The sequence below is a fragment of the Marinobacter sp. S6332 genome (assembly GCF_023016045.1).
Taxonomy (GTDB): domain Bacteria; phylum Pseudomonadota; class Gammaproteobacteria; order Pseudomonadales; family Oleiphilaceae; genus Marinobacter.
Window position 1 is genome coordinate 39923 of record NZ_JALKAP010000003.1, and the last position, 14854, is coordinate 54776.

General features: G+C 52.5%; 12 protein-coding genes. 9 read left to right on the forward strand and 3 right to left on the reverse strand.

What is annotated here, in order from left to right:
• The first annotated feature begins 123 nt into the window (after window positions 1-123).
• Complete coding sequence (gene lon / locus MWU62_RS04890; RefSeq protein ID WP_247113815.1) at window positions 124-2574, forward strand: endopeptidase La; 2451 nt, start codon at window positions 124-126, stop codon at window positions 2572-2574.
• Between the two features lie 19 nt (window positions 2575-2593).
• Here lon and MWU62_RS04895 read toward each other — a convergent pair whose 3' ends face one another.
• A complete protein-coding gene (locus MWU62_RS04895; RefSeq protein WP_200362039.1) occupies window positions 2594-3088 on the reverse strand; it encodes a MarR family transcriptional regulator in 495 nt (164 codons plus the stop codon).
• A 335-nt stretch (window positions 3089-3423) separates the two neighbouring features.
• On the opposite strand from MWU62_RS04895, the gene MWU62_RS04900 reads away from it, so the two are divergent.
• The 8 genes from MWU62_RS04900 to MWU62_RS04935 all read left to right on the forward strand — a co-directional run bounded on the left by MWU62_RS04900 (window position 3424) and on the right by MWU62_RS04935 (window position 11894).
• Window positions 3424-4536 (forward strand): branched-chain amino acid ABC transporter substrate-binding protein, encoded by a 1113-nt coding sequence (locus MWU62_RS04900; protein ID WP_281494806.1) that lies wholly within the window; start codon window positions 3424-3426, stop codon window positions 4534-4536.
• Between the two features lie 159 nt (window positions 4537-4695).
• Window positions 4696-5619 carry a high-affinity branched-chain amino acid ABC transporter permease LivH gene (gene livH / locus MWU62_RS04905; protein WP_247113816.1) on the forward strand — a complete coding sequence of 308 codons (924 nt, stop codon included), beginning with the start codon at window positions 4696-4698 and terminating at the stop codon, window positions 5617-5619.
• Window positions 5619-6890 carry a high-affinity branched-chain amino acid ABC transporter permease LivM gene (gene livM, locus MWU62_RS04910; RefSeq protein WP_200362042.1) on the forward strand — a complete coding sequence of 424 codons (1272 nt, stop codon included), beginning with the start codon at window positions 5619-5621 and terminating at the stop codon, window positions 6888-6890. The genes livH and livM overlap by 1 nt, the downstream gene beginning before the upstream one ends.
• Window positions 6891-6896: 6 nt before the next feature.
• Window positions 6897-7652, forward strand: a complete 756-nt coding sequence (gene livG, locus MWU62_RS04915) for a high-affinity branched-chain amino acid ABC transporter ATP-binding protein LivG (protein ID WP_247113817.1) — start codon at window positions 6897-6899, stop codon at window positions 7650-7652.
• Between the two features lie 8 nt (window positions 7653-7660).
• Window positions 7661-8362, forward strand: a complete 702-nt coding sequence (locus tag MWU62_RS04920) for an ABC transporter ATP-binding protein (RefSeq protein WP_247114119.1) — start codon at window positions 7661-7663, stop codon at window positions 8360-8362.
• Between the two features lie 268 nt (window positions 8363-8630).
• Complete coding sequence (locus MWU62_RS04925; protein WP_247113818.1) at window positions 8631-9095, forward strand: DUF3015 domain-containing protein; 465 nt, start codon at window positions 8631-8633, stop codon at window positions 9093-9095.
• Window positions 9096-9180: 85 nt separating this feature from the next.
• The gene (locus MWU62_RS04930; protein ID WP_247113819.1) at window positions 9181-11046 is read left to right on the forward strand and encodes a DUF4105 domain-containing protein; all 1866 of its coding nucleotides are present in this window, start codon (window positions 9181-9183) and stop codon (window positions 11044-11046) included.
• Window positions 11016-11894 (forward strand): alpha/beta hydrolase, encoded by an 879-nt coding sequence (locus MWU62_RS04935; RefSeq protein WP_247113820.1) that lies wholly within the window; start codon window positions 11016-11018, stop codon window positions 11892-11894. Before MWU62_RS04930 ends, MWU62_RS04935 begins: the two co-directional genes overlap by 31 nt.
• 247 nt (window positions 11895-12141) lie before the next feature.
• Here the strand turns inward: MWU62_RS04935 and pnp are convergent, their stop codons facing one another.
• Both pnp and rpsO read right to left on the reverse strand, forming a co-directional pair.
• The gene (gene pnp, locus MWU62_RS04940) at window positions 12142-14256 is read right to left on the reverse strand and encodes a polyribonucleotide nucleotidyltransferase (RefSeq protein WP_227714139.1); all 2115 of its coding nucleotides are present in this window, start codon (window positions 14254-14256) and stop codon (window positions 12142-12144) included.
• A 307-nt stretch (window positions 14257-14563) separates the two neighbouring features.
• Entirely contained in the window at window positions 14564-14833 is a 270-nt protein-coding gene (gene rpsO, locus MWU62_RS04945; RefSeq protein WP_200362048.1) for a 30S ribosomal protein S15, read from the reverse strand.
• Between the last annotated feature and the right edge of the window lie 21 nt (window positions 14834-14854).

Below are 14854 nucleotides of genomic sequence, written 5' to 3' on the forward strand. Positions count from 1 at the left end.
GGGGTCCTAGCTCTGGAATTCAAGAGTGCCTATCCAGAGCTTTAGTACCCCCAGCGCTTGAAAATATAACTTTAGGCTCTAGGTAGTGGTGAGACACTCCTCCTATCAGGAAGCAGATACGGCATGAATCACGACAACGGCAACGACTCGCTGGAAGAGTTCGAGGAAGACATCACCGAATACATTGGCAAAAACGAACATAGCAAAGAGCTGGCCCTACCGGAGCAGGCTCGACCCAAGCAAATGTATGTGTTGCCCGTTTCAAACCGGCCATTCTTCCCGGCACAGGTGCAGCCTGTTGTGGTCAACCAGAACCCATGGCAGGAAACGCTCAAACGCGTTGGCGAGACTGACCACAAGATGCTCGGCATCTGTTTTGTCGATGACCACAAACCCGGCCAGAGCATCCCCGAGAGCGATGAATTGGCAGCCGTAGGCTGTGCGGTGAGGGTACACCATGCCCAAAATAAAGACGGCAATGTCCAGTTTATTGCCCAAGGCCTGCAGCGTTTTCGTATTGTGCAATGGCTGCGCCGAAAGCCACCCTATTTGGTCGAAGTGGAGTACCCGCAGGAGCCTGAAGAAGACGCAGATGAAACCAAGGCTTATACACTCGCCATTATCAGCGCCATAAAAGAGCTGTTGCGCACCAACCCCCTGTATGGCGAGGAGGTTAAGCAATACCTTTCACGCTTCGGCCCGGAAGATAGCTCCCCGCTGACGGATTTCGGTGCCTCGATGACCAGCGCCCCCGGCCCAGAACTGCAAGGTGTTCTGGATACTGTGCCCCTGCTCCGCCGCATGGAAAAGGTGCTGTTGTTGATGCGCAAAGAGCTTGAAGTAGCGCGACTGCAATCCGAGATCAGCGAAGAGGTGAACGAGAAAGTACAGAAGCATCAACGCGACTTCTTCCTAAAAGAACAACTCAAGGTTATTCAGCGCGAACTCGGCATGTCGAAAGACGATAAAACGGCGGATGCTGAGCGCTTTGAAGCGCGCATGGCGGAACTGAGCCCACCCGAGGCCGTACAGGAACGATTTGACGAAGAACTGCAAAAATTACAGATTCTTGAGCAGGGCTCGCCCGAATACGGCGTTACCCGCAACTATCTTGATTGGATTACACAGGTGCCTTGGGGCCAGCACTCAGAGGACCAGTTTGATCTGGCAAAAGCCCGCAGCATTCTAAACCGCGACCACGATGGCCTTGATGATGTGAAAAATCGCATCATTGAGTTTCTCGCGGAAGGTACTTTCAAAGGCGAAGTTAGTGGCTCGATCTTGCTTTTGGTGGGCCCGCCGGGCGTGGGTAAAACCTCCATTGGCCACTCAGTTGCGGACGCATTAGGGCGGAAGTTCTATCGCTTTAGTGTTGGCGGTATGCGTGACGAGGCGGAAATTAAAGGCCACAGGCGCACCTACATCGGCGCCATGCCGGGCAAGTTCGTGCAGGCCCTTAAGGATACCAAGGTGGCAAACCCGGTGATCATGCTGGACGAGATTGACAAGATCGGCGCCTCCTATCAGGGCGATCCAGCCTCTGCACTTTTGGAAACTCTGGATCCGGAGCAGAACAAAGAGTTTCTGGATCACTATCTCGATGTGCGCATGGATTTGTCCAAGGTGCTGTTCATTTGCACGGCCAACCAGCTCGACACCATTCCCCGCCCACTGTTGGACCGAATGGATGTTATCCGCCTGTCGGGCTATATCGGTGAGGAAAAGCTGGCCATTGCAAAGCACCATCTATTGCCACGCCTATTGAAACGAGCCGGACTACTTAAAAAGCAGTTCAATATTACCGATGCCGCTATTCGCCAGATTATCGAAGGCTATGCCCGGGAAGCCGGTGTGCGCAATCTGGAAAAGATGCTTCATAAGGTCATGCGCAAAGGCATTGTAAAACTGCTGGAATCCCCAGACGAGCCAGTAAAAGTGGGCGTATCTGACTTGCAGGAATATCTGGGCCAACCAGCATTCCGCAAAGAAAAGTCTCTCAAAGGCGTGGGGGTAGTAACCGGACTTGCATGGACATCTATGGGCGGTGCGACCCTGAGTATAGAGGCCTCACGCATCCACTCAAGCCAACGCGGCTTCAAACTAACCGGCCAGCTTGGTGATGTGATGAAAGAGTCGGCAGAGATTGCGCACAGCTATGTTTCCTCAAACCTGAAACGGTTCAAGGGCGACCCCGGATTTTTCGACAAATCGTTTGTGCACCTCCATGTGCCGGAAGGCGCAACTCCAAAAGACGGCCCTAGCGCTGGCGTTACCATGGCAACCGCACTGCTCTCAATTGCTCGTCGAGAGGCGCCTCAGCAGAATACCGCGATGACCGGAGAGCTAACCCTTACAGGGCAAGTACTACCAGTGGGAGGTATACGGGAAAAGGTCATTGCAGCCCGCAGGCAAAAAATCAGCAACCTGATTCTGCCGGAAGCAAACCGCGGGGACTATGAAGAGCTGCCAGATTACCTCAAAGAAGGTCTTACAGTTAACTTCGCCCGGCATTATAACGATGTGTTTCAAGTGTGCTTCGGCAACAAACCCAAAACTGGATCGTCTGTGCACTAAAACGGAGGAAAGAAAAGGCTCAGGCCTTTTCTTTCCAGCCGTCGTCCTTCAAAACCGGCCCTACATCCAGAACGGGTGAAGCATCAATATCGTCAGCGTCCATCATATTGGCGACACGCTGAAGCGAGGCTAGAATCATGTTCTGCTCCCACTCGTGGAGGCTTTGGAACTTCTTGATAAAGTCTTCTTGTAGGGGGTTCGGCGCACGGGAAAGAATGTCTGCACCGCTCTCGGTTAGGTGCGCATGAACCTTGCGCTTGTCTTGCGTGCTGCGAACACGGTAAACCAGCTGCCGGTGCTCAAGACGGTCGAGAATAGTGGTCACAGTGGCCTGACTTAAACTTACTTTGTCAGCGATGGTGCCGATAGTAACTTCGCCCAACTCCCGGATTGTTCGCATAATCAAAAGCTGCGGACCGGTAAGACCGGCATTTTTGCTAAGACGCTTGGAATGAAGATCTGTTGCCCGGATAACACGCCGAAGCGCGACCAGAACATGCTCATAATTGTTCACTGTACGACTACTCCAATAGGGTCACCGCCCCGTATTTACACCTCTAACTATTAGAGGTCTTCGCACCCGCGAATGCAAGCAGATGCGAATAGCGGTATTCCCTAGTAGCGAATCACTCAGGTTACATTTTTCCGTTCTGACTCTTGAACAGTTGCACGCCAACAAAAGCTTCCGCACACTAACCCCCATAGATCATCCCGACATCTGCGACGGTTGTGTCGACAATGTTAAATGATCAAAGAAACCTCGGGCTAGCTTGACAAGGCTGGATGTGTAGTGTTTGTTTAGCTTTCTGAGAACATAAGAATAACCCTGAACCTAACAGGACAGACTCAATGACAACTTCACTGAAAAAAATCGTAACCGCCATCAGCACCTCTGTCGCCCTTATGGGTGCCGGCCACGCCGCAGCGGATATCCAGATTGGTATTGCAGGCCCAATGACTGGCCCCGTTGCCCAGTATGGTGACATGCAGTTCTCCGGCGCGCGCATGGCTATCCAGCAGATCAACGCTAATGGCGGCGTGATGGGCGAAAAGCTCGTCGCAGTTGAATACGACGATGTGTGCGATCCCAAGCAAGCCGTTACTGTGGCAAACCGCCTGGTAAACGATGGCGTTCAATATGTCATAGGCCATCTTTGCTCAAGCTCTACCCAGCCCGCGTCCGATATTTATGAGGACGAAGGCATTCTGATGGTTACGCCTGCATCTACCAGCCCTGAAATCACAGAGCGTGGGTATGAGCTGGTTTTCCGCACCATTGGCCTAGATAGCATGCAAGGGCCCGTGGCTGGTAACTACATTGCGAGCCAAAACCCTAAACGAGTTGCAGTTGTCCACGACAAACAGCAGTACGGCGAAGGTATCGCCACCGCAGTGCGCGACACGCTAAAAGACAAAGGCGTTGAAATTGCCATGTTTGAAGGTGTTACTGCTGGCGACAAGGATTTTTCCTCGCTAGTCACCAAGCTCAAGCAAGCCGATGTGGATTACGTGTATTTTGGCGGCTATCACCCAGAGCTAGGGCTAATTCTTCGCCAAGCACGTCAAGCAGACCTTGATGCGAAGTTCATGGGCCCTGAAGGTGTTGGCAACAAAGATATCAACACCATTGCTGGTGAAGCATCTGAAGGCCTGCTGGTAACTTTGCCACCAAGCTTTGACCAAAAAGCTGAAAACAAGAGTCTGGTTAAAGCCTTTGAAGACAAAGGCGAAGATCCTTCCGGACCGTTCGTACTGACCTCCTATGCTGCAGTTCAGCTGGTTGCCCAAGGTATTGAAGCCGCGGATTCCAAAGACCCGTTCGACGTTGCTGCAGCCCTCCGCAGCGGCAGCTTTGAAACGCCTATCGGCAATGTGCAATATGACAAGGCTGGCGACATGAAGTCATTTGAGTTTGTTGTGTACGAATGGCATTCAGATGGCAGCAAAACTCCGGTAAACTAAGCCAATCGTTAATAAACGGTAATCATGAGAGCACCTTCTCACCGCGATCCGGGAGAAGGTGTTTTTCTAGGCCCCTGCTGAGTCTGTCACTCGTTCTTCACAGTTATCCTGTGTTTGGCGTTTGCAGAGGAGGGGGCAGGCCTCCGGAGTCAAACAATAATGCAAGACCTCCTATACTTTTCTCAACAGCTCATTAATGGGCTTACGATCGGGAGCGCTTATGCCCTGATCGCCATCGGTTATACGATGGTTTATGGCATCATTGGCATGATCAACTTTGCCCATGGTGAAATCTATATGATTGGCGCATACACTGCGCTTATCGCTATTACCGGCCTGACTGCCCTTGGTCTTGCCTGGCTACCCTTGATTCTGATTGTTGCGCTGTTGTGCGCCATGATCGTATCCAGCTCTATGGGCTGGGCCGTGGAACGTGTTGCCTATCGCCCTGTGCGTGGCAGGCATCGTCTGATTCCACTGATTTCCGCAATCGGTATGTCTATCTTCTTACAGAACTATGTTCACTTGGCTCAGGGCTCCCGCAACATCGGTTTTCCTGCGTTAATTGAAGGTGGTTTCAACTTTAGCGCTGATGGCACGTTCGAAATGTCTCTGTCTTACATGCAGATCACGATTTTCGTGACCACATTGGTTTGTATGACTGCGCTTTCGCTATTCATCTCGCGCTCCCGCACAGGCCGCGCCTGCCGAGCGGTCTCACAAGATCTTGGCATGGCCAGCCTGTTAGGCATCGATACCAACCGCATTATCTCTGCAACCTTTATCATCGGGGCATCACTGGCGGCGGTTGCAGGCCTGCTTCTTGGTATGTACTACGGCTCAATCGACCCTCTGTTCGGCTTTATCGCAGGTCTCAAAGCCTTCACGGCAGCTGTGCTCGGCGGCATCGGCAGCATCCCTGGCGCCATGCTCGGCGGCTTGATTCTCGGCGTCTCCGAAAGCATGACGTCGGGTTATCTCAGCGGTGAGTATAAAGATGTCGTGTCCTTCGGCTTGCTGATCCTCATTCTGCTATTCAAACCCACGGGCCTGCTTGGCAAACCGGAGGTTGAGAAGATCTGATGGCTGCTAACAACTACAGACATGCGCTTTTTTGCGCCATTGTCACGCTGATTATTTCGTTCCCTATCCTTGGTTTCAACTTGGAAGCCAAGGGCGTCAATATCGAGCTCACCGGAGCCAAAACCTCAACGATCGTTGCCGTTATTCTGGCGGCTGTGGCGGTCTTTGTATTTCAGGCCTACCGTGACTCGTTCATGGGCCTATTGGGCAAACTGCCAAAGCTCAATCCTTTGGCCGGAAGAGAGCCCATGGAGCAGTCCAAGCGAGTTAAGCTCGAATCCTGGGTACTCACCGGTATTGTGGTTCTGGCCCTGTTCTGGCCCTTTGTTGTGTCGCGGGGCTCAGTGGACCTGGCTACTTTGGTTCTGATTTACATCATGCTCGCGCTCGGCCTCAACGTCGTTGTCGGCCTCGCTGGCTTGCTCGATCTAGGCTATGTCGCCTTCTATGCAGTGGGTGCGTACACCTTCGCTTTGCTGTCCCAATACACCGGCATTTCGTTCTGGATGGCATTGCCCATCGGTGCGTTACTGGCAGGGCTAACCGGCATGATTCTGGGCTTCCCGGTTTTGCGCCTCAGGGGGGACTATCTAGCAATTGTTACGCTGGGCTTTGGCGAGATTATCCGCATCCTGCTCAACAATTGGACAACCCTTACCGGCGGGCCCAACGGCATCGGTGGCATTCCAGAGCCGACGTTGTTTGGCATGGAGTTTGGCCGGCGTATCAAGGAAGAAGGCAACACTTCCTTCCACGAAACCTTTGGTATTGCTTACAGTGGTGAACATAAAGTTATCTTTTTGTACCTGATCGCTTTGGTGCTCGCCGTTATCACTGCATTGATCATCCGTCGCTTCATGCGCATGCCCGTAGGCCGTGCCTGGGAAGCCCTGCGCGAAGATGAAATCGCAGCTCGCTCTCTCGGCCTCAGCCGCACTGCCGTCAAGCTCTCTGCGTTCACCATCGGCGCATTCTTTGCTGGCTTTGCGGGTACTGTGTTTGCTTCCAAACAAGGCTTTATCAGCCCGGAATCCTTTGTGTTCCTAGAGTCTGCCATCATTCTGGCAATTGTCGTTCTAGGGGGCATGGGCTCGCAACTTGGCGTCATATTGGCTGCTATTGCGGTCACCATTTTGCCAGAGCTGGCGCGGGAGTTTTCCGAATACCGCATGCTGATCTTCGGCGCTGCCATGGTTCTGATGATGGTTTGGCGACCACAGGGTCTGCTACCCATGCGTCGTATCCACATCACACTGAATAAGCAGGGGTGACAGACAATGCTTGAAGTAAAAAATCTGTCCATGCGCTTTGGTGGTCTGTTGGCGGTAGACGGCGTTTCTCTGGACGTTCAAGAACGGGAAATCGTTTCCATTATCGGGCCCAACGGCGCAGGAAAAACCACTGTATTCAACTGCATGAGTGGTTTTTACAAGCCTTCCGGCGGCAAGATCATTTTTGAAGGCAAGGAAGTTCAGGGTATACCGGATTACAAAATTTCCCGGCTGGGCATGGTGAGAACCTTCCAACACGTTCGTTTGTTCACTCAGATGACCGTTGTGGAAAACCTACTTGTTGCCCAACACCGCCACCTCAACACCAATATGCTTGCAGGTCTTTTTGGCACCCCCAACTACAAGGAGCGGGAGCAAAGTGCCTTGGACCGCGCTGCCTATTGGCTTGAGCGCGTCGGTCTTCTGGACCTCTCCAATCGGGATGCAGGCAACTTAGCCTACGGCCAGCAACGGCGGCTTGAAATAGCACGCTGCATGGTGACCGAGCCTAAGCTACTGATGCTTGACGAGCCTGCGGCGGGTCTCAACCCAGCGGAAACCAAAGAACTCAATCAGCTTATTGTGAGCCTGAAAGAGGACTACAACGTTTCCGTGGTGCTAATTGAGCACGACATGAGTCTAGTAATGGATATTTCAGACCGAATAAATGTGATCAACCAGGGCCGCCCTTTGGCCAGTGGCACACCGGAAGAAATTCGCCATAACGACGATGTGATCAAAGCCTATCTGGGCGAGGCCTAAACATGAGCATGCTTGTACTAGAAGACGTCCACACCCATTACGGCAAGATTGAGGCCCTGCATGGAGTCTCTGTTGAGGTAAACAAAGGCGAAATAGTCTCGCTGATCGGGGCCAACGGCGCTGGCAAAACTACCCTGCTAATGACTGTATGCGGAATGCCTCAGGCCAGCTCGGGCCGTATCTTTCTGGAGGGTCGGGACATCACCAATGAGCCCACAGCGCAGATCATGCGCTCAGGGTTGGCGATAGTGCCTGAAGGTCGGCGCATATTCTCTGGCCTAACGGTGGAAGAAAACCTGCACATGGGGGGGTTCTTCAATAACAAAACCGAGATCCGCAAAAGCCAAGCCCACGTTTACGAGCTGTTCCCGCGCCTAAAAGAGCGTGAGCACCAACGTGCTGGCACCATGTCTGGTGGCGAACAACAGATGCTGGCGATAGGCCGGGCACTGATGAGCCGCCCCAACATGATCATCCTGGACGAACCGTCACTTGGGCTGGCACCGCTAATCATCAAGCAAATTTTTGAGATTATCGGACAGCTACGGGAAGAAGGCATCACCGTGTTTCTGGTGGAGCAGAACGCTCATCAGGCACTACACCTTGCTGATCGCGGCTATGTGTTGGAAACCGGCAAAATACGCTTGCACGACACTGGAAAAAACTTGCTCGCCAATCCAGATGTGCAAAACGCTTATTTGGGAGGCTAACCCCACGTTCGTTTAACCTGAAAACCGGAGCATGCTCCGGTTTTTTCGTATCACAGCCTTACATGAATATCATCAAAAAAAGAAATAGTCTGGCGAAATCAAATAGTCACAGAAGTATAGACTTGCCGTAATCAAATCTGCACTATACTCAAGGCAACGGTCTTTATGCTTGTCTCCACAGGAGCCCGTCAGGGCCGTTCCCCACAATCAGCATCAGGGCTGGTTATGTGGATTTTGCGACGACTGTAAATATACAAAGGAGTGGATAATGAAAAAACTGATCGCAGGTGCAATTCTTCTGGGTGCTTCTTCCATGGCTTTTGCTCAGCCGGGCTGCGGTGTTGGCTCGATGATTTGGAAAGGACAATCAGGTATTGCCCCCCACGTATTGGCAGCAACAACTAACGGTACGCTCGGCAACCAAACATTCGGTATGACCACCGGCACACTTGGCTGCCAGACTAATGAGTCTGTTCAGTCAATGGCCATGTACATGGACAGCAACATCGATAAAGTAGCTCGTGATATGTCTCGCGGCACTGGTGAAAATCTGGAGACCCTAGCGGTTCTTCTAGGCGTTGATGCAGCAGACCGCGGCGACTTCCGCCAGCTTCTGCAGGACAACTTCGCTGCAATCTTCCCAAGCTCCGACACCTCTTCTGGTGAAGCAGTAGACGCAATTGTTGCTCTGCTGGAAAAGAATGAGTCGCTAAGCAAATACGTAGCGGCCTAATAGCTCTACAGCAGGGATGCACCGAGCGCCAAGGATGGCGCGCTTTCCTCGTTTAACCATTCCCGACCGGAACTCGCATTTACCCATGGGCAACACGCTTCGCATTGGGCCAATGATGCTTTGGCTCATCATCAGTTTACCTCTGCAGGCACAAACTCAAGCCATGGACGAGCCACTTCATCTGGACCCGGCCTGGCTTACGCTTATTCACTATCAGCCTGACAAGTTCGGGGACGGCCACACCAGCCAAGCCGACGATTCAGAGTTTTTTTTGAGTGAGAATGGCAAAACTTCCCCAAAGGCAGAACTTGAAGCGACGCTGAAGGCCATACAACAGCCCGGCGGTGGCGCAGACCACGCCCGTTGTCGCTTTCCTGCACGGGATCTTTTGCTTCGTGAACGCCTTGATTTACCAGCAGAAGCTATTAAATGCCCGGATTATCAAGAATGGAAGAACACGCTAAACACAGAAAGCGTTACTCTAGTATTTGCTGCTTCTTACCTAAACAGCCCCTCATCAATGTTCGGGCATACCTTCCTTAGGCTGGACCCGCCACAGGAAGACGAGAAAACCAACTTACTGCTCGCGAGTACGATTTCCTATGCAGCAGATGCAGCCGCCCATGATAGCGAAATAATGTTCGCCTACCGCGGCATCTTTGGCGGCTATCCTGGCATCACAACGGTGCAGCCTTATTACGAAAAAATCCGCCTCTATTCCGACATCGAGCATCGAGATCTTTGGGAATACAAACTGAACCTGAACCAGCAAGAGGTCGACTTTATGCTGGCTCACGCTTGGGAAATCCGGGAGCGCAATTTTGATTACTATTTTTTTGACGAAAACTGCGCCTACCGCCTGCTGGCACTCATCGACATTGCCCGCCCTGGCACCGATCTACTGGGCGAAGTCAGCACTCATGCCATACCGTCGGATACCGTACGCTGGGTAATCGACAAAAATCTTGTTGCTGACGTGCACTATCGCCCTTCGGCAGCAACGAATGTAGCCCATAGCCTATCTGCGCTACCAACACCCAATCAAACCCTGGCTGCCGCCATCGCAAATGGCTACGTGGCGCCAAACAGCAACGAGGTGCTTGCTTTACCTTCACAGGAAAGAGCCCACTTGCTTGATGCCACATACGATTACGTGCGCTACAAGAGCGAGGCAGACAATTGGCCAAGAGAATTCGCTGCACCACTCTCCCACAGCCTGTTGCGTGAACGCAGCAAAATCGACGGTGTAGACCCACTAGAACAACCGCCGGAACCGGAGGTTAGAGATGATCAGGGTCATGATACATTCCGTATAAGCTTAAGTGCTGGGCAACTTGCTCATCGCGAGTTTACCCAGCTCACCTTCCGACCGGCTTATCACGACATTCTCGACCCACCCGCTGGGTATCGAAGCGGCGCCCAATTGCAATTTTTGCGTATGGATGCGCGCTATTACACCGACAACGACGAACTACAACTCGAACAACTCATCGGCGTAGAGATTCGCTCCCTAAGCCCCCGAAACGCATTTTTCTCACCGCTCTCATGGCAAGTTAGCTTTGGCGGTCGACGCACCGATACCGGCTATAAACGGGTTCTTACGCCCTACTTGGAAGGCGGAACCGGCGGAAGCTGGAGTTTAGGTAAGCAAACACAAGCCTTCGCCATTGCCACTGCCGACTTGGAAATCGACGACGACCTACGTCGCGGCTACGACGCCGCCCCTGGGGCAGACATCGGTTTACTCCACCAAAACGATTACTTCAGCCTGACCGCTGGGGCTAAAACCAAAGCCTGGATCGTCAGCAGCCAACATCGGCAGGATCAGGTGTACGCCAAAGGCAACTGGCACATCGGCCGGGAATTCAGCCTATTCGCCGAATTTACCCGCGAAGAACACTACGACAGGTACCAGAGCACATGGCAAGCCGGACTCCACGCGTACTTCTAAAATCAAACCGTATAAAAACACCCTTACTGGCCCTGCTACTCTCAGCCGCAGCACTAATGCAAAGCGGCTGCAGCAGCCTGTTCTTCTTTCCGGACAGGAACACCTACATAACCCCCGATCGCCTCAACCTAACCTATGAAAACATCTTCCTGAAAACCGCAGATGAAGAAATCCTCCACGGCTGGTGGCTGCCCGCCCGAGGCCAACCCAAAGGCACGGTTTACTTTCTACATGGAAATGCCCAGAACATCAGCAGCCACCTCCTCAACATCGCCTGGCTGCCCGCAGAGGGCTACAACGTCTTCACTATCGACTACCGGGGCTACGGCAAGTCCACCGGCGCACCCGACATAGAAGGCGCCCTCCACGACTCCGAAATCGGCCTACGCTGGCTCGCAACCAGATCCGACACCCATAACATACCAACCTTTCTTCTCGGCCAAAGCCTAGGCGGCGCCCTTGGCCTCACCCTAGCCAGCGAATGGGTACAACGCAACGAAACCCCGGAACTCACCGGCATCATCCTCGACGGCACCTTCTCCGGCTTTCGTGGCATAGCCAGAGAAAAACTCTCCAACTTCTGGCTAACTTGGCCGTTTCAGATACCCCTCAGCTGGACCATCCCGAACGAATACGAAGGCGTAGACCAGATAGCCAACGTCAGCCCCGTACCAGTTATGATCATCCACAGCGTTCGCGACGGCATCATCCCCTTCCACCACGGCCAAGACCTCTACGAAGCCGCGGATGAACCAAAGCAATTCCTGCAGACAGACACAGGCCACGCAGCGACGTTCATCATCCCGGCTTATAAAAATGCGGTACTGGAATTTTTGGAAGGGAGCTGAAATGCTCACTGACATGTTTCGATATCACTTCTGGCACTTTTTCTTGCAAACCACTGAGATGTAGGAGCATTCGTCGGGCAAGGCTTTTCAAAACTGTAGAGGGCCAAGGATGGCCCGAAACAAGCGCACATGGATGTGCTCGTAGCGTGTTTTGAAAAGCCTTGCCCGACGAGTACCAGCACCAAAGCCAGAAACGAAAAAACCCGCCAATCCAGAAGAAAGGCGGGTTTTTACTAGCTGCTAACTATTAATCAGAAAAGTCAGTCGGCTGCTCGCCTTCCTTAACTTCCTTCATAGACAGCTTCACACGGCCACGATTGTCCACATCCAAAACCTTAACCAGAACTTCCTGACCTTCGCTCAACTCGTCAGTCACGTTCTCGATCCGGCGATCAGAAATCTGGGAAATGTGCACCAGACCATCCTTGCCAGGCAGAATGTTAACAAAAGCACCAAAGTCCACAATGCGCTCAACGCGCCCCTTGTAGATAGCATTAACCTCGATCTCAGCAGTGATCTCCTTAACCCGGTTAACCGCCGCTTGGGCCGCTTCCTGATTATCTGCATAGATCTTAACGTTACCGTCGTCATCCAGATCAATAGAAGCGCCAGTCTCTTCACAGATAGAACGGATCATAGAACCGCCCTTGCCGATCACGTCACGGATTTTCTCAGGATTGATCTTGATCGCAGTAATGCTCGGAGCGCGCGGAGACAGCTCGGTGCGCGACTCAGAAATAACCTTGTTCATCTCAACCAGAATGTGCTGACGAGCACCGTGAGCCTGCTCAAGCGCAAGCTCCATGATTTCATCAGTAATACCCTGAATCTTGATGTCCATCTGCAGAGCAGTAATACCGTCTTTAGTACCAGCAACCTTGAAGTCCATGTCGCCCAGATGATCCTCGTCACCCAGAATGTCAGTCAAGATGGCAAACTTGTCGCCTTCCTTAACCAGACCCATGGCAATACCAGCTACTGGAGCCTTCAAGGGAACACCCGCATCCATCAGCGCCAGACTTGAACCACAAACAGACGCCATAGAGCTGGAGCCGTTAGATTCAGTAATCTCGGACACTGCACGAATAGCATACGGGAACTCTTCCATAGTCGGCATAACGGCCATTACACCGCGCTTAGCCAAACGACCATGGCCCACTTCACGACGACCCGGCGTACCAACACGACCAGCCTCACCTACGGAGTACGGAGGGAAGTTGTAGTGGAACAGGAACGGATCCTTGCGCTCGCCTTCCAGTGCATCAATCGTCTGCACGTCGCGGGAGGTACCCAGTGTAGTGGTAACAATCGCCTGAGTTTCACCACGGGTAAACAGTGCAGAACCATGCACACTTGGCAGAATACCCACTTCGATCTCAATCGGACGAACCGTTTTGTTATCACGGCCATCGATACGCGGCTTGCCTTCGATTACCTGCTGGCGAACAACGGTCTTTTCAACTTTGCCGAAGTACTTTTTAACATCGTCTGCAGAAGGCTGACCTTCCTCTTCGCCTGCAAGCTTTTCAACGGCCGCAGTTTTGATTTCACCAAGGCGCTCATAACGAGCCATCTTGTCGTGAATGCCATAGGCCTCACCAATGGCGCCAGCAAACTCCGCCTTGATCGCATCCAGCAACTCGGTGTTTTCAGCAGCTGGCTGCCAGTCCCAACGGGGCTTGCCATGCTCGGCAGCAAACTCTTTGATAGCTGTTACAGCAGCCTGCATTTCCTGATGCGCGTACAGAACGCCACCGAGCATCTGATCTTCGCTCAGGCCTTTAGCTTCGGATTCAACCATCAGAACCGCGTCTTCGGTACCGGCGACCACCATATCTAACAAGGAGGTTTCCAGATCTTCAAAGCTCGGGTTAAGGAAGTAGCCTCTTTCGTTGGTGTAGCCAACCCGGCTCGCGCCGATTGGGCCAGCGAAAGGAATTCCGGAAATTGACAAAGCGGCTGAAGCAGCCAGCATAGCGGCGATATCCGGATCCTGCTGCTTGCTTGAAGACATAACCGTACAGATAACCTGCGTCTCGTTCATGTAGCCATTCGGGAAGAGCGGACGAATCGGACGGTCGATCAAACGGGATGTCAGGGTTTCTTTCTCGGAAGGACGACCTTCACGCTTGAAGAAACCGCCGGGGATTTTTCCCACGGCATAGGTTTTTTCGAAATAGTTAACGGTCAGCGGGAAAAACGGCTGACCCGGCTTGGCTTCTTTGGCACCAACAACGGTGCCTAGAACCGAAATATCACCAATAGTGACAAGAACGGAACCCGTAGCCTGACGGGCAATACGACCCGTTTCCAGAGTGACGGTTTCGCCGCCCAGCTCAAATGATTTTTTACGCGGTTGCAGATCCACAACGAACTCCTGCGTTATCTGTTCAGAATGATTGTAACGTGATTCTGAAGACACTCTGCCTGAAAGCTAACAGGCTGTTGTAAAACCCCGGCCAGATAATCGATACGCTGCTAATGCGTAACGCCCGGGCTTTCAACAACCTGCTATCAATTTCAGCTTTCCAATACGACAGAAAAGCTCAGATTCACTAACGTATTCATGGTAGTTATGAAAAGCACAACCGGCAGGCCCCGTAAGGAACCCACCGGCTGTTGGCTACAGCCGAAATAACCGGTGTAGCCCTCAGGTCGTAAGACCAGATTTAGCGACGCAGACCCAGACGCTTGATCAGCTCTAGATAACGATCGCCATTCTTCTTACGAAGGTAGTCCAGCAGCTTACGACGCTGGTTTACCATCCGAATAAGACCACGGCGGGAATGGTGATCCTGCTTGTTGGCCTTGAAGTGATCCTGCAGCTTGTTGATGTTGGCACTCAGTAGTGCAACTTGCACTTCCGGGGAGCCGGTATCACCTTCAGCTTGCTGGTAGTCCTTAACGATCTGTGCTTTTTCATTGGCAGACAATGCCATAACTCACCTCAATGTTTGCGA